Below are 14,988 nucleotides of genomic sequence, written 5' to 3'. Positions count from 1 at the left end.
TGATGGCATGGATGGGATCGTCAGATCTTGGAAAGTTCCGCCATATAGGCGTTCAAGGTATCGCGGCGCAGCACCAGGTTCGCGAATTTGCCTTCACGCTGGATCTCAATGAGCCCGGCGTTTTCAAGTTCCTTGATGTGATGGGACATCGTCGCGGCGCTGACGGTGTGGCATTCGTTCAGGATGCTGCAGGGCGTGGGTTCGCTTCGTGTGCCGATCTCCTTCAGGATCTGCACGCGGCGCGGTTCGGCAAGTGCCCGGGAGATCAATCCCATCTGCCTTTCGCTCAAACGTATCGGCCCGGCATCCATGTTTTTCATCGCAAGCGGAAACGAAATCGGGTTGACCGGCTTCGGTCATCCCTACCGTGCCAGATATATGAATGCGCGAGGGCCTTGGCAACCTTTACGATGCAGCCGCGTATAGGCTCAGGAATCGGTCTGCCGCGGCTTGCCGCCTTTGAAGAGCGGCAAGCGCGGGGTCGGCCAGCCGGCAGCGTTGATGCGGAAGAGCAGGCCGTAGCGCGAATAGACGATCGCCACCATGAAGGAGAACCAGCCGCCGAGCGCCAGGCCGGCCATGACGTCGCTCGGATAATGGGCTCCGACCATGACGCGCGTGATCGCCAGCCACAGGGCGCAGGCGGCGAAGATGTAGCGATAGCGGGGGAACAGGAAGGCAAGCGCCACGAACAGGGCGCCGATGGTGGTCGCATGGCCCGACGGGAAGCTTTCGAAGCTGGCGCGGCCATTGAAGGGCGAGAAGCCGAAAGGTCCCCAATCGGCAAAATGCGTCGGACGGGCGCGGCCGATGGCGCGCTTCAGCAAATTGGCAAGGAGGCCCGAAAGCGCAACTGTTGTCAGCAGGTAGCCGCCGATCTGGCAGATTCGCAGCGCCTGGCAGCGACAGCGCTGCGAATGCAGCAGCCTGCTACCGGCCCAGCCTTCAAGCAGCAGGAAGGCGCTGATGAGGAGAATCCAGCCAGAATCGCCGAAATCGGTCAGCATTCCGCCAACGAAGCGAATGGATGGCGACAGGCTCTTGAGGGTCGCGCCGACGGGCCAATCGAACAGGAGAGCCGAGAGAAGGACGACATTTGCGGTCAGGAAAAGGCAGATTTTCCAGTGAGATGGTGCAAATGCCGCGTCGCTTCGCCGCCAGCGCCTGTCGAGAGACGCCAAGATCGCCTGCATATTCATCGCCTATTGTCGATTTCCAATCAGTTCGACAAATAACAGGCTGTTGTTACAGTTTTTCTAATTTTCTAAAAATTAGTGAAACGAGCTGAAGCGGCGAGCGTGGGCTCAGATGAGCCTATCTCGCTTGCAATGAAAAACCCCGTTCCGGCGAAGAACGGGGGCTTTCGTGTTTCACGTGAAATATACTAGGCGATTTATGCCGTAGGCCTATGCCGACAAGGCCTTGAATTCGGCAAGAATGGCGTCGCCCATCTCGGCCGTGCCGACCTGGCGGCTGCCTGCCGACATGATGTCGCCGGTGCGGATGCCGCTGTCGAGGACGTTGGCGATCGCCTTTTCCAGCGCATCGGCTTCGGAAACCAGGCCAAAGGAGTAGCGCAGGCACATGGCGAAGGAGGCGATCATGGCGATCGGGTTGGCGATGCCCTTGCCGGCGATGTCGGGCGCCGAGCCATGTACGGGCTCGTAGAGCGCCTTGCGCTTGCCGGTCTTGGCGTCTGGTGCGCCGAGCGAGGCCGACGGCAGCATGCCGAGCGAGCCGGTCAGCATGGCGGCGACGTCGGACAGCATGTCGCCGAACAGATTGTCGGTCACGATGACGTCGAACTGCTTCGGCTGGCGAACGAGCTGCATGCCGCCGGCGTCCGCCAGCATATGCTCGAGCTGCACGTCGGCATATTTTTCCTTATGCGTCGCGGTGACGACCTGGTTCCAGAGCACGCCAGACTTCATGACGTTGCGCTTTTCCATCGAGCAGACGCGGTTGTTGCGGGTTCGCGCCAGCTCAAAAGCGACGCCGGCAATGCGCTCGATCTCGTAGGTGTCGTAGACCTGTGTGTCGATGCCGCGCTTCTGGCCGTTGCCGAGGTCGATGATTTCCTTCGGCTCGCCGAAATAAACGCCACCTGTCAGTTCGCGGATGATGAGGATATCGAGGCCGTCGACCAGCTCCGGCTTCAGAGAGGAAGCAGACGCAAGCGCCGGATAGCAGATGGCCGGGCGCAGGTTGGCGAACAGCTGCAGATCCTTGCGCAGGCGCAGCAGACCGGCTTCCGGGCGAACTTCGTAAGGGACCGCATCCCACTTCGGACCACCGACGGCGCCGAAGAGCACGGCGTCGGCCGCCATTGCCTTTGCCATATCGGCATCGGAGATCGCCGCGCCATGCGCATCATAGGCGCTGCCGCCGACAAGGCCTTCGTCGGTGACGAAGCCGGCGTTCTTGGCCTCGTTCATATAGGCGATGATCTTGCGAACTTCGCCCATGGCCTCGGGGCCGATGCCGTCGCCCGGCAGGAGGAAGAGATTGCGCACTGTCATGGGAAAGCCTCCGCAAAAGAAAAAGTTGCGGGGTTTTTAGACCCGCAAATGCGGCTTTTCAAGCGAGGAAGGGGGCTAAACGGTACGGTTTTCGGGCTTTTGCGGCAATCGCCCGCCCTCGTGGTTCGAGACGGCCCTATGGGCCTCCTCACCATGAGAGCTGATCTTTTACGTTCGCCAGAGTCAGTTCCACCCTCATCCTGAGGTGCGCAACCTCGAAGGACGAGGGTGGGTAAGGGAAAAGAATTGATCGCTCTATGCATCCAGTGGTAGAAATTGAGCTACCTTGAACCGAAGGCCTTGTCATGGAAGTCACTGTCTACATTCTGCGTTGCAGCGACGGTTCCTATTACACGGGTCTTACCAAACAAGGGATCGAAGCCCGCGTGTGGGAACATAATGCGGGTGTTTATGATGGCTACACGATCAAGCGGCGACCAGTCGAATTGGTGTTCCATGAAGTCTATGACCGCATCATTGATGCGATCGCACGTGAACGGCAGATCAAGGGCTGGTCACGCCGGAAAAAAGAAGCGCTGATCGCGCTGGACTATGAAGCGCTGCCGGCATTATCCCGGCGGGGGCCTGCGCGAAAATGACCGGGATTTAGGGGCCGACCCTCGTGGTTCGAGGCTACGCCCTTCGGGCTTCGCACCTCACCATGAGGGCGGAGGCGGCACGGCGTCATCATGGGGCATATCCCAATCCCCCGACAAATTCTCCTTCAGCAACCTCACCCTTGGGCAAACTCCGGATTGAGGGCGAGATGAGTTGAAAGTCTGATGAGGGGATTAGCCCTCATGGTGAGGAGGCCCGAAGGGCCGTCTCGAACCACGAGGGCGGGTAGTGAGTCTGTTTACTCAGCCAGCCCGAGCGAAGCGAGGTAGGCTGCCGATGCCGGGATCTTCGACTTGTCCTTGATCTCGATGATCAGACGCGGATTGCTGTTGAGCTTGGCAAGGGCGGCAAAGACGGCGCGCCAGTGGATGTTGCCTTCGCCGAGGCTCCAGTGGCGGTCGGCATAGCCGTCGGCATCCTGCAGGTGGACATGCTGCAGGCGGTTGCCGGCGGCGTGGACGTAGTAGTCGACTGGCGGTGCGCCGGTATAGCCATGGGCGTAATGGGCATGACCGGTGTCGATCGACACCGCGACAGCAGACGAATTGAAGCTGTCGGCGAGCCCGACGCGGATATGGGGGTCCTTGTCCTCGATATTCTCGATGACCATGGTCAGCCCGATGTCTTCTGCGCGCTTGACGGCGTCCTTCAGCGTCAGATGCGTGTATTCGATGATCTTTTCGCGCTCGCCCTTGTTGTTGTCGAGGTTGTTGTAGGACCACGACGTATAGGGGCTATGGATGACCATCTGCGTGGCGCCGATATTGGCGCAGACGTCGAGTGCCTGCAGCAGGCGCTTGGAAACCACGGCGCGGATATCCGGGTCCTGCGAGGCGATGACGAAGCCCCAGAACGGGCCGTGGATGCCGAGCCGGCCCTGATGGCCGTCGAGCAGCTTGCGGGCGCGCTCGGCGAGCGGCTGCCAGTCGCCGTTCAGGACTTCGGCTTCGACGAAGCTCTGCAGCTCCAGATCGCGCGGCTTTTCGAGCAGCCAGTTGCGATGGGTTTCGACGTCGTCAAGCGTCATGGCGGCGCCGACAATAGGAAGGGAGGTCATGGAGAAGCTCCAGTGTGTGGAGAGGAATTAGGACGGGAGGAGAGGCCCGAAGGTCTCGGCAGGCCTATATGGACCCCCTTCTTGTCGATCATATTACAGCGGAGGGGAAAGATGCTGTCTGATCAGCTTTCCGAGATTTGCGTTCTTCGCTCCTGGGGTGCCGTAACTGCGGAGTGGTCCCCTCTCCCCGCTTGCGGGGAGAGGGATTCGCTTATGTCCGCATGAAAAAAGCCGGGCTGTAAGGCCCGGCTTCGAAACGCAAAAATAGGGTAAAACCGATCAGGCGGCCCAGGGGCGCGATGCGGCGTTCGTCTTTTCGAAAGTGTCGATCGCGGAAGATTTTTCCAGCGTCAGGCCGATATCGTCGAGGCCGTTCAGCAGGCAATGACGCTTGAATTCATCGAGCTCGAACTTCAGCGAGCCGCCATCCGGACCGGTGATTTCGAGATTTTCCAGATCGACCGTCAGAATGGCGTTGGAGCCGCGCGAGGCATCGTCCATCAGCTTGTCGAGATCTTCCTGGCTGACCTTGATCGGCAGAATGCCGTTCTTGAAGCAGTTGTTGTAGAAGATGTCGGCGAAGCTTGTGGATATGACGCAGCGGATACCGAAGTCGAGCAGCGCCCAGGGAGCATGTTCGCGCGAGGAGCCGCAGCCGAAATTGTCGCCGGCGACGAGGATCTTGGCGTTCTGATAAGCGGGCTTGTTCAGCACGAAATCTTCGTTCGGCGTGCCGTCTTCGTTGTAGCGGGCTTCAGCGAAGAGCCCCTTGCCGAGGCCGGTGCGCTTGATGGTCTTCAGATAATCCTTCGGGATGATCATGTCGGTATCGACATTGACGACCGGGAGTGGCGCTGCGACGCCAGTCAACTTCACGAACTTGTCCATGGGGTCCTGCCTTCATTCTCGTCTAAGCACGAATTATCCTGCCAATAGAGCAAATCCGGCCCGAAATGAAGGAGAATCTTGGATATGCCCTAAAACGCGGCGTCTTGGTCGCCCTTGCCTTTCAGGGCAAGGCCTGGGTTACGCAAACGGGTATGGCGGCCGGCAATAACGGGCCGCCCCTGTCCTGCCTTCAATCTCAGAGATCGATGATGGTGCCGCGACCGTCGTTCCAGATGCGCATTTCGCGCTGGCCGTTCGTCTTCGCCTTGGCACGGACCGGCGCCGGCTTCATGCGCAGCGAAATCGCGCGGGCTGCCATGAGCACGGTGAGGATACCGCCCACGGCAAGCGTGATCGAAACGGTAAACAACGCCATGGCTGCAAACACGGTGATACCGGCAAGCGCAATGAACAGGGAACGGATATTCTGCATGGTCGAGACCTCTCTACTCTCAGCAATGTGGCCCTCTTCTTTTCCCTCTGCAAGAGGAGCATGGCTTTTTGTTGACTTGCCTGGCGATTGAAAGCGCGGCAAAACGGCACAATGAACGAATTTTCCCCTTCCCGCCCCGCCCGTCTGCGTCGTTCGGTCTTGAGCGTTCCCGCCGTCAACCGTCGCGCTCTCGAAAAGCTCCTCAGCCTCGATTGCGATGCTGTCATCTTCGATCTTGAGGATTCCGTTTCGCCGGAGAAAAAGGCCGAGGCGCGGGAGAATTTGCGGGCCTTCTTCGCGGCCTCGCCGCTGCCGGGCAAGGAGCGGATCATCCGCATCAATGCGCTTTCCTCCAATTTCGGCGCCGACGACCTGGCGCTGGTCGCGGAACTGGAACCGGATGCGGTGCTGCTGCCCAAAGTGGACGAGCCGCAGGATGTCATGATGGTTGGCGATTGGCTTGCGGAAGCCGATGCGCCGGAAAGCCTGCGCATCTGGGCGATGATCGAGACGCCGCGCGGCATTCTGAACGCGGCTGCGATCGCCGAGGCGGGGCGCACGACGGGCAGCCGGCTCGATTGCTTCGTCGTCGGCCTCAACGATCTCAGGAAGGAAACGGGCGTCCTGCCGCAGCCCGGCCGCCCCTATCTCGTGCCCTGGCTGATGCAGGTGGTGCTGGCTGTCAGCGCCTACGGGCTCGAGGCCATCGACAGCGTCTTTAACGATTTCAAGGATGCGGCAGCGCTCGATGCCGAATGCGGTCAGGGTATCGCCATGGGCTTTTGCGGCAAGATGCTGATCCATCCGAACCAGATCGAAGCGGCCAACCGGCATTTCGGCCCGGATGTAACAGCCATTGCCGAGGCGGAGGCCATCATCGCAGCCTTCGCCGAGCCGGGTGCCGACGCTCTCAATGTCGTGAACCTTGACGGGCGGATGGTGGAGCGGCTGCACCTTGTCCAGGCGGAGAGACTCGTCCATAAAGCTCGCCTGATCGAGCAGCGCTCTTCGGGTGCTGCCGCAACGCCTCGCACCGACGTCTGATGGTCAAATTGTCTGGCCAAGCAAGAAAGATGCCTTGATGAAACTCTACCGCTTTCTCACCGGCCCCGACGACGCTTCCTTCTGCCACAAGGTGAGTGCTGCGCTGAACAAGGGCTGGGAGCTGTCGGGCTCGCCGACCTATGCCTTCAATGCCGCGACCGGCCAGATGCAGTGCGGCCAGGCCGTCGTCAAGGAAGTGGTGGGCAAGGATTATGATCCGGACATGAAGCTTTCCGAGCAGTAAGCGACGACTGAAGTTCTTCACCCCGGCCGCTTTGCAGTCGGAGCCGGTATCAGCGATCCGTCGCTTCTTCGGCGCTCGCCTCGATGCGCTCCATGTCCTCGTCGCTCAGGCCGAAATGGTGGCCGATCTCGTGGATCAGGACATGGGTGATGATGTCGCCGAGGGTTTCGTCGTTCTCAGCCCAGTAATCGATGATCGGTCGGCGATAGAGGCGGATCTTGTTGGGCATATCCCCGGTCTGGGCGGTGAAACGCTCTGAAATCCCGCGCCCTTCGAACAGGCCGAGCAGGTCGAAGGGTGTTTCCAGCGCCATATCCTCGAACACCTCGTCATCCGGGAAATCCTCGATGAGAATGACGAGGTTGCCGGTGAGCGAGCGAAATTCGTCCGGCAGGTGGCTGTAGGCCTCCATTGCCAGAGATTCGAATGTGCTGATGGAGGGCGAGTGGCGGTCCCGCCAATCCTCGCTCTGGTCGACGCGAGCCATGAATATTCCTTCCTTGGCTGGTCATATAGAGACTTTGCGCTGCTTTTACGAGAGTAGATTAGAGCATGATGACGAAAAGTGTTTGAGCGGTTTTCGGACGACATCGTGCTCTACCTATTTGATTCCAGAGCGGATTCGGATCTCAGGTCGGATGGACCTAAGATCACCCGGCTCTACGCAAAGGAATATTTTCTTATAAATTGGTGTTGACTCTTTTTCCAAGCTCTGGAATCCATAAGAACATAACAGGAACATTATCGATCTGGAGCTAACGTCATGGCTGAGACCGCCGTGGCGCGGGAAACGCTTTTTGCCCTGCGTGAAACCATTGCCCGACTGGAAGGCAGGCCGATCCCGGCTCTGGCCGCGGCAGCGTATGAGATGCTGGCGGATAAGTCGGCCATGAGGTCGGCAGGCATTGCGAAGCCCATGCCTGCCCAGCTCACGCCTATCCAGCCGATGCTTGCGCAGCCGCTCCTTCCGATCGGCGTCGACGATCTCGACGCCGCGTTGCAAGGCGGTCTGCCGCTCGATGGGCTGACGGAGATCCGCTCGCTCGGCCTGCGCGATGCCGGGGTGGCGAGCGGCTTTGCCCTTGCGCTTGCCGCGCGGCTGCATGCGCAAGCGTCGGATACGGACGCAGCGACATCTCCGGTCCTGTGGATTGGCGATACGGTCGCGACGATGGAGGCGGGCCTGCCCTATGCCATCGGCATCAGCGATTTCGGGCTGGAGCCTGCGGCTTTCCTGCAGGCATCGCCGCGCAGGCTGGACGATGCGCTCTGGGTGGCGGAGGCGGCGCTTGCCAGCGCGACCTTTGCCGTCGTCATTCTGGAAGTGCGCGGCAATCCCACGCGTTTCGGCCTGACCGAAAGCCGGCGGCTGGCGCTGAGGGCCAAGGCGGCGGGACGGCCCTTGTTTCTGTTGCGACAGGGAGGCGAGGAGGAAGCGAGCAGCGCCCTCTTCCGCTTTTCCGTCGAACCCGCGCCGGCGCAGGCGCGGCCCCTGCCGGACGGATCGGTGCTTGGCGGCAGCATCGGTCACCCGGCCTTTCGTCTGACCTTGGAAAAGAGCCGAAACCCGGCGCCCCTTTCCATAACCCTGGAGTGGAATGCCCATGACCGCCGCTTTGCCCCTGCCCCCGACGCTGAACGCCCTGCCTTTCCCGGCGAACACGCAGCGCATTCTGGCGCTGACCTTTCCGCATCTGCCGACCGACCGTATCGCGCGCAAACGCTGGGGCCTGTCCTGGCGCTCGACAGGCAGGCTTGAAGCGCCGCCGCTCGCTTGCGCCGGCAAGCTCAACAATGCCATGCGGCTGACCGCTCTCAACGAACGGGCCGAGATGATCGGCCTGAAGCAGGGTCAGGGCGTGGCCGAGGCAAAGGCGATCTGCCCCGATCTCGATGTCGTCGAGGAGGACCCGGCAGCGGATCGCAAGCTTCTGGAAGCGATCGCCGACTGGTGCGACCGCTATACGCCGCTGGTGGCGATCGACGGCAAGGATGGCCTGTTTCTCGATATTACCGGCTGCGCCCATCTCTTCGGCGGCGAAGAGACGCTGCTCGAGGACATACTGGTCCGGATTTCCCGGCTGGGGTTCGACGTGCGCGGCGCCATTTCCTCCGCGCCCGGCCTGTCCTGGGCGGTTGCCCGTTTTGAGGAAAGCCGTATCGTTCCTCCGGAGGCCATGGAGGAAGCCCTGGCACCGTTGCCGGTCTCCTCCTTGAGGCTCGGCGAAGAGACCGTTGCGGCGTTACAGAAGATGGGCCTGAAACAAGTGGGCGACCTTCTGGCTGCGCCGCGCGCGCCGCTTGCCCGCCGCTTCGGCGCGCAATTGCTTCTGCGGCTCGATCAGGCCATCGGCCTCGTCGAGGAGCCGATCTCGCCGCGCCGTCCGGTCGCGCAACTGTCGGCCGAGCGCCGGCTGGCCGAGCCGGTGCAGGCGGAAGAGGATATTCTCCAGCTTGCCCGCCAGCTTGGCGAAACGCTGAAGCCGGGGCTGGAGGCACGCGGCATCGGCGGCCGTTCCTTCGAGCTCCTGCTCTTCAGGGTGGACGGCGCGGTCTTCCGCATCACCGCCGGCGCATCGCAGCCGCTGCGGGAGCCGAGCCGGATCGCCAGCCTGTTTAACGAGCGCTTCACCGCCATTCATGACGATCTCGATGTCGGTTACGGTTTCGAGATCGTCCGCCTCAATGTCCTTCAGCATGCGCCTTTCGATGCGACACAAGGCGATTTCGTCGGAGACGACCGCCAGGATGGCTCGCTTTCAGCCTTTGTCGACCGGGTGGCCGCGCGGCTGGGGCCGGATTGCCTGCAGGGTTTCGAGCTCAGGCAGAGCCATATCCCCGAACGGGCCGTGCGGCCGATGCCGGCGATGGCACTTCTCGCTTTAAAGCGGCGGACCGGCAGAGAAGATGCCGGCCATGGCTTCTTCCGCGGCGAACGGCCGCTGCGGCTGTTTCGCATGCCGGAGCCGATCGAAGCTATTGCCGCCGAAGTGCCCGACGGCCCTCCCCGGCAGTTCCGCTGGCGGCGGGTCATGCATCGCGTGCAGCGGGCCGAAGGGCCGGAGCGGCTTTCGGCGGAATGGTGGGTTGAGGAAAAGGAAGAGCCTGCCCGCGATTATTTCCAGGTCGAGGATGAAGAGGGCCATCGTTTCTGGCTGTTCCGCAAGGGTCTCTATGACCGGAGCGGGACGACGCCGGACTGGTATATGCATGGGGTCTTCGCATGAACGCGCGCCCGAGCTTTCACGAACCCGTACCCTTTTGCGAGATTGGGGTCAGAACAAATTTCTCCTTTCTCGAGGGAGCCTCGCATCCGGAAGAGATGGTGGCGCAGGCCGCCATTTTGAAATTGTCCGGATTTGGCATTGCCGACCGCAATTCGGTGGCAGGCGTCGTCAAGGCGTATGCGCATACCAGGGTTCTCAAGGCGGAGTATAAGAGGACCGTCGAGGAAAATCTGGAGCTTCGAGCCAAGGGGAAGCCGGAAAAGCCGCTTCTGAAGCCGGTCCCTTTCCAGCCCGGCGCCCGACTGGTGTTTTCGGACGGCACGCCCGACATCCTTGCCTTCCCGCAGAACCGCAAGGGCTGGGCGCATCTCTGCCGGCTTTTGAGCGCCGGCAATCTGCGCGGCGAAAAAGGCACCTGCATCCTCAATGAAAGCGACCTCGTGGAATGGGGCGACGAGATGATGTTGGCGCTCGTGCCCGATGCCGATAGCGTCGAGACGACGGAAGGGCAGAAAGAGCTGGAGCAATGCCTGAAGCGGCTATGGATGCGCTTCGGCCGGAAATTCCATATGGTCCTGTCGCCCGCCTATGACGGACGGGATCGGCTGGTCTTCGCCACGCTCTCCATCATCGCACTGCGCAACGGCGTGCGGCTGATCGCCAGCAACCAGCCGCTCTATCACGCCACCGAACGCAAGCCGCTTGCCGATATCGTCATTTCGATCCGCGAGCATGTGCCGATCGCCGAGGCCGGCTTCAAACTGGCGGCCAATGCCGAACGCTATCTGAAGGGTGCCGCCGAGATGGCGCGCCTTTTCAGGGATTATCCGAAGGCTGTCGCCAATACGCAGAAGTTTTTTAGCCGGCTGTCTTTCTCGCTGGATGAGCTGAAGCATAATTATCCCGATGAAAGCACTAAAGGCGAGACCGTTTCCGAAACGCTGGAGCGGCTGACGCGGGAGGGAGCGAAATGGCGGTATCCCAACGGAATCCCTGACAAGGTCGCCAAGCAGATCGATCATGAGCTCGCTCTTATTCGGGAGCGGCAATATGAGCCCTACTTCCTGACGGTGCATCGCATCATGGAGTTTGCGCGCAGCGAGAATATCCTGTGTCAGGGGCGCGGATCGGCCGCCAATTCGACGGTCTGTTATTGTCTCAGGATCACGGAAGTCAATCCGGAGATCACGATGCTCCTGTTCGAGCGCTTCATCTCGACGGAACGCGAGGAGCCGCCTGACATCGATGTCGATTTCGAGCATGAGAAGCGGGAACAGGTCATCCAGTTCATCTACAGGCATTACTATAAGGAGCATGCCGGGCTGACGGCGGCGGTCACCAGTTATCGGGCCCGCTCGGCCGGCCGCGAAGTGGCCAAGGCCTTCGGCCTGTCGGAGGATGTGCAGTCGGCTCTGGCGAGCGGCGTCTGGGGCTGGTCGACAGAGGGGCTGTCTGATCGCGAGGCAAAACTTGCCGGTCTCGATCTCACCGACAAGACGACACAAAACGTCCTTTCCTATGCCTCGACGCTGATGGGGTTTCCGCGGCATCTGACCCAGCATGTCGGCGGCTTCGTCATCACCCGGGACCGGCTGGATGAGGTCGTGCCGATCATGCACACGGCGATGGACGATCGCTACATGATCGAGTGGAACAAGGACGATCTCGATAATCTCAACATATTGAAGATCGACGTTTTGGCGCTCGGGATGTTGACCTGCCTTGCCAAGGCTTTCGACCTGCTGCTGCTGCATTACGACGTGAAGAAGCAGCTCTCCGATCTTGGTTACGCCAATTACCCCGATGGCGGGCCGGTCTATGACATGATCTGCCGCGCCGATACGATCGGCGTCTTCCAGATCGAAAGCCGGGCGCAGATGAGCATGCTGCCGCGTCTGCGGCCCCGCGAATTCTACGATCTGGTCATCGAGGTGGCGATCGTTCGCCCCGGCCCGATCCAGGGCAATATGGTGCATCCCTATCTCAAGCGGCGAGAAGCTCATCGGGCGGGAAAGGAGCTCGACTATCCAAGCCCGGAGCTGAAGGAGGTTCTGAAGCGAACGCTGGGCGTTCCCCTGTTTCAGGAGCAAGCCATGCAGATCGCGATTACGGCAGCGGGATTTACGCCGGCGGAGGCTGACAAGCTGCGCCGGGCGATGGCGACCTTCAAGCGAACCGGGACCATCCATACCTTCGAGAAGAAGATGATCGAAGGCATGGCCGCAAACAATTATGACCGTGAGTTCGCCAAGAATTGCTTCGAGCAGATCAAGGGCTTCGGTGAATATGGCTTTCCCGAAAGCCATGCGGCGTCCTTCGCGCTGCTCGTCTATGCCTCTTCCTGGCTCAAGGCCTATTATCCCGACGTCTTCTGTGCGGCGATCCTCAATGCCCAGCCGATGGGCTTTTATGCGTCGGCGCAGCTGGTGCGCGATGCGCGCGAGCATGGCGTCGAGGTGCGGCCGGTGGATGTCAACCTTTCAGACTGGGACTGTTTGCTGGAAAGGACGTCTTTCGACCAGGGTTCGGTCGAGCCGCGGCATGCATCGATGCGCGAGATCATCAAGACGCAATGTGCCGTCCGGCTTGGCTTTCGGCAGGTCAAGGGTCTGGCCGAGGATGAGATGAAACAGCTCGTCGAGCGTCGTGGCGATGGCTATCGGTCGGTGCGCGATCTCTGGCTGCGCTCCGGCCTTGCCAAGGCGCAGATCGAGCGGCTGGCGGATGCGGATGCGTTCGGTTCCATCGGGCTTAACCGGCGGGAGGCGCTATGGGCGGTTCGGGCGCTCGATGCCGGCAGTGCCGCCGAAAAGCTTCCCCTCTTCGACCTCGGCAACGATCATGCGGAGCTGCAGGTCGAGCCTGAGGTTTTGCTCCCTGAGATGCTGCCCGGTGAGCAGGTGATCGAAGACTATCGCTATCTGTCCATGTCCTTGAAAGCGCATCCGGTTTCTTTCCTGCGCGATGATTTCGCGCGGCAGGGCGTCCTGCAGAGCCGGGATCTGCCCGGCGTCGCCAGTGGCCGGATGGTGACGATCGCCGGGCTGGTGCTGGTGCGCCAGCGGCCGGGCTCGGCCAATGGGGTGATCTTCATGACGCTCGAGGACGAAACCGGCGTCGCCAATGCGATCGTCTGGCCGAAAAAGTTCGAGGCATATCGCGCCATCGTCATGGGTGCGCGGCTGGTGAAAATCCGCGGCCGGCTACAGAGCGAGAGCGGCGTCATCCATGTGGTGGTCGACCATATCGAGGACATGACGCCGGCGCTCGGCATCCTGCAGCGCGAGGCAAGGCGTTTCGGTGTCAGCGATCGGGCGGATGAAGCGTTGCGGCCAACCATGGATCACAGGCAGAAGGCGAAGCCCCCTCTGTTGCCGCGCGATGCCGGTCCAGCGACGGAAAGCCGCAGCAATGGCGTGGAAACGGCGAGAGTCATGCCGCGAGGCCGCAATTTTCATTGAGAATTCGGGTTTCGTATCCCAGGGCGGATGGCCGCCTGCCCTGGGATGGATCAAAATGAATCGTTTCTTTCTTGACAAAGGACGTCTTCTTTAGCAGATAACAAGACAGCGGATGTCATGTTTGACGGGCTGAGCAGAAGAATGCTGGTTTGCAGTTGTAATTACATCACCGATAGGGAAATCCGGGAGGTCATCACTGAACTCCTCGATCAGGACTGTTGGCAGCTCATCGTTCCCGCGAAGGTCTATCACGCCATGGAAAAGCGCGGCCGTTGCTGCGGCTGTTTCCCGAATGTCGTTGATATCATTATACAGACAACCGAAGATTATCATGCCCGTCGCCACTCGACGGAAGCCGAAATATTTGATTTCATGTCCCGCCTGAAAAAATTCCATGAAGACAACAGGAGAGCGGACATTGAAAGGCGACAAAAAAGTCATCGAGCGGCTTAACGAGGCGCTGTTCCTCGAGCTTGGCGCAGTCAATCAATATTGGGTTCATTACCGGCTTCTCGAGGACTGGGGCTACACCAAGCTCGCCAAGAAGGAGCGCGCGGAATCCATCGAGGAGATGCAGCACGCCGACCGCCTCGTCGCCCGCATCATCTTCCTCGAAGGTCATCCGAACCTGCAGACGCTGGCGCCATTGCGCATCGGCCAGACCGTCAAGGAAGTGCTGGAGGCCGATCTCGCCGGCGAATACGACGCCCGCACGGCCTACAAGAAGTCGCGCGACATCTGTCATGACGCCGGCGACTATGTTTCCATGAAGTTGTTCGAACAGCTGCTGACCGACGAGGAAGGCCATATCGACTTCCTGGAGACGCAGCTCGAGCTGCTCGGGAAGATCGGCGAAGCCAAATACGGCCAGCTCAACGCCGACTCCGCCGATTCGGCAGAATAATCCATGACTTACAGAACCGGCCGCTTTCGCGACCGGTTTTCTCTTCTCAGTCTTCGGCCCTCAGGCCGGCCAGATGGCTGAATTCCGAAACGACCCGATCGTAGACCGATCGCTTGAAGGCGACGATCAGGCCGGGAAGCTCCGCCATTGGCTTCCATTCCCAGGCATCGAACTCCGGCTCATGGCCGCCGGGCGGCGGGTTGATGGCGATCTCGCTCTCGTCGCCATCGAAGCGGAAGGCGAACCAGCGCTGCGTCTGGCCGCGATATTTTCCCCTGAGGCCGATGCCGATCAGCTGCGGCGGCAGGTCGTAATTGATCCAGTTCTTCGCTTCCGCCAGCAAGGTTACCGTCTTCATCCCGGTCTCCTCGTAGAGCTCGCGATACGCGGCTTTCAGCGGATCTTCGCCCTCGTCTATGCCGCCCTGCGGCATCTGCCAGAGCTGTGGCGAGCCGTCATATTCGGAATTGCCGTCCGGAATGCGGCGGCCGGCCCAGACAAGGCCATCCCGGTTCAGGATCATGATGCCGACACAGGGGCGGTAGGGCAGGTCTTCGGCTCTCACGGGCGCGTGGGGCGTGCTCATCTTTCTC

16 protein-coding genes are annotated in these 14,988 nt (G+C 60.8%); 8 read left to right on the top strand and 8 right to left on the bottom strand.

Annotated features, from left to right (window positions below; all coding sequences use genetic code 11):
• Positions 1 to 20: 20 nt before the first annotated feature.
• From ACIQWP_RS25760 to leuB, 3 genes are all read right to left on the bottom strand, one after another.
• The gene (locus ACIQWP_RS25760; RefSeq protein ID WP_402793653.1) at positions 21 to 275 is read right to left on the bottom strand and encodes a winged helix-turn-helix domain-containing protein; all 255 of its coding nucleotides are present in this window, start codon (positions 273 to 275) and stop codon (positions 21 to 23) included.
• A gap of 153 nt (positions 276 to 428) precedes the next feature.
• Positions 429 to 1,193, bottom strand: coding sequence for a lipid A 1-phosphatase LpxE (gene lpxE / locus ACIQWP_RS25755; protein WP_402793651.1), 765 nt, complete (start codon positions 1,191 to 1,193; stop codon positions 429 to 431).
• A gap of 213 nt (positions 1,194 to 1,406) precedes the next feature.
• On the bottom strand, positions 1,407 to 2,519 hold the full coding sequence (leuB, locus tag ACIQWP_RS25750) for a 3-isopropylmalate dehydrogenase (RefSeq protein WP_402793649.1): 1,113 nt from the start codon (positions 2,517 to 2,519) through the stop codon (positions 1,407 to 1,409).
• 305 nt (positions 2,520 to 2,824) lie between these two features.
• Here leuB and ACIQWP_RS25745 point away from each other — a divergent pair, with 305 nt between their 5' ends.
• Positions 2,825 to 3,118, top strand: a complete 294-nt coding sequence (locus ACIQWP_RS25745; protein ID WP_402793647.1) for a GIY-YIG nuclease family protein — start codon at positions 2,825 to 2,827, stop codon at positions 3,116 to 3,118.
• Between the two features lie 257 nt (positions 3,119 to 3,375).
• Here the strand turns inward: ACIQWP_RS25745 and ACIQWP_RS25740 are convergent, their stop codons facing one another.
• The 3 genes from ACIQWP_RS25740 to ACIQWP_RS25730 all read right to left on the bottom strand — a co-directional run bounded on the left by ACIQWP_RS25740 (position 3,376) and on the right by ACIQWP_RS25730 (position 5,515).
• Complete coding sequence (locus tag ACIQWP_RS25740; protein ID WP_402793646.1) at positions 3,376 to 4,194, bottom strand: sugar phosphate isomerase/epimerase family protein; 819 nt, start codon at positions 4,192 to 4,194, stop codon at positions 3,376 to 3,378.
• A 279-nt stretch (positions 4,195 to 4,473) separates the two neighbouring features.
• Complete coding sequence (leuD, locus tag ACIQWP_RS25735) at positions 4,474 to 5,082, bottom strand: 3-isopropylmalate dehydratase small subunit (protein ID WP_075853378.1); 609 nt, start codon at positions 5,080 to 5,082, stop codon at positions 4,474 to 4,476.
• A 196-nt stretch (positions 5,083 to 5,278) separates the two neighbouring features.
• Entirely contained in the window at positions 5,279 to 5,515 is a 237-nt protein-coding gene (locus ACIQWP_RS25730) for a hypothetical protein (protein ID WP_047634044.1), read from the bottom strand.
• A gap of 111 nt (positions 5,516 to 5,626) precedes the next feature.
• Here ACIQWP_RS25730 and ACIQWP_RS25725 point away from each other — a divergent pair, with 111 nt between their 5' ends.
• Together ACIQWP_RS25725 and ACIQWP_RS25720 are read left to right on the top strand one after the other, a co-directional pair.
• Positions 5,627 to 6,559: an HpcH/HpaI aldolase/citrate lyase family protein gene (locus tag ACIQWP_RS25725; protein ID WP_402793642.1), complete on the top strand. Its 933-nt coding sequence runs from the start codon at positions 5,627 to 5,629 to the stop codon at positions 6,557 to 6,559.
• A 37-nt stretch (positions 6,560 to 6,596) separates the two neighbouring features.
• A complete protein-coding gene (locus ACIQWP_RS25720; RefSeq protein ID WP_402793640.1) occupies positions 6,597 to 6,803 on the top strand; it encodes a DUF1737 domain-containing protein in 207 nt (68 codons plus the stop codon).
• Positions 6,804 to 6,852: 49 nt separating this feature from the next.
• Here the strand turns inward: ACIQWP_RS25720 and ACIQWP_RS25715 are convergent, their stop codons facing one another.
• A complete protein-coding gene (locus tag ACIQWP_RS25715; protein ID WP_047634048.1) occupies positions 6,853 to 7,290 on the bottom strand; it encodes a metallopeptidase family protein in 438 nt (145 codons plus the stop codon).
• A 276-nt stretch (positions 7,291 to 7,566) separates the two neighbouring features.
• Between ACIQWP_RS25715 and ACIQWP_RS25710 the strand changes: the two genes are divergently transcribed.
• The 5 genes from ACIQWP_RS25710 (at position 7,567) to bfr (ending at position 14,395) form a co-directional block, all read left to right on the top strand.
• A complete protein-coding gene (locus ACIQWP_RS25710; protein WP_402793639.1) occupies positions 7,567 to 8,562 on the top strand; it encodes an ImuA family protein in 996 nt (331 codons plus the stop codon).
• A 40-nt stretch (positions 8,563 to 8,602) separates the two neighbouring features.
• Positions 8,603 to 10,030: a Y-family DNA polymerase gene (locus tag ACIQWP_RS25705; RefSeq protein WP_402793809.1), complete on the top strand. Its 1,428-nt coding sequence runs from the start codon at positions 8,603 to 8,605 to the stop codon at positions 10,028 to 10,030.
• Positions 10,027 to 13,491, top strand: coding sequence for an error-prone DNA polymerase (locus ACIQWP_RS25700; RefSeq protein ID WP_402793638.1), 3,465 nt, complete (start codon positions 10,027 to 10,029; stop codon positions 13,489 to 13,491). Before ACIQWP_RS25705 ends, ACIQWP_RS25700 begins: the two co-directional genes overlap by 4 nt.
• A 141-nt stretch (positions 13,492 to 13,632) precedes the next feature.
• Complete coding sequence (locus ACIQWP_RS25695) at positions 13,633 to 13,944, top strand: bacterioferritin-associated ferredoxin (RefSeq protein ID WP_402793807.1); 312 nt, start codon at positions 13,633 to 13,635, stop codon at positions 13,942 to 13,944.
• Complete coding sequence (bfr, locus tag ACIQWP_RS25690; protein WP_402793636.1) at positions 13,910 to 14,395, top strand: bacterioferritin; 486 nt, start codon at positions 13,910 to 13,912, stop codon at positions 14,393 to 14,395. The genes ACIQWP_RS25695 and bfr overlap by 35 nt, the downstream gene beginning before the upstream one ends.
• A gap of 46 nt (positions 14,396 to 14,441) precedes the next feature.
• On the opposite strand, the gene ACIQWP_RS25685 is transcribed toward bfr, so the two are convergent.
• Complete coding sequence (locus tag ACIQWP_RS25685; protein WP_402793634.1) at positions 14,442 to 14,981, bottom strand: RNA pyrophosphohydrolase; 540 nt, start codon at positions 14,979 to 14,981, stop codon at positions 14,442 to 14,444.
• Positions 14,982 to 14,988 lie beyond the last annotated feature (7 nt).

It is taken from the genome of Rhizobium sp. NPDC090279, from assembly GCF_044769665.1.
GTDB lineage: Bacteria > Pseudomonadota > Alphaproteobacteria > Rhizobiales > Rhizobiaceae > Rhizobium.
This window is presented reverse-complemented; position numbering and strand designations above follow the sequence as displayed.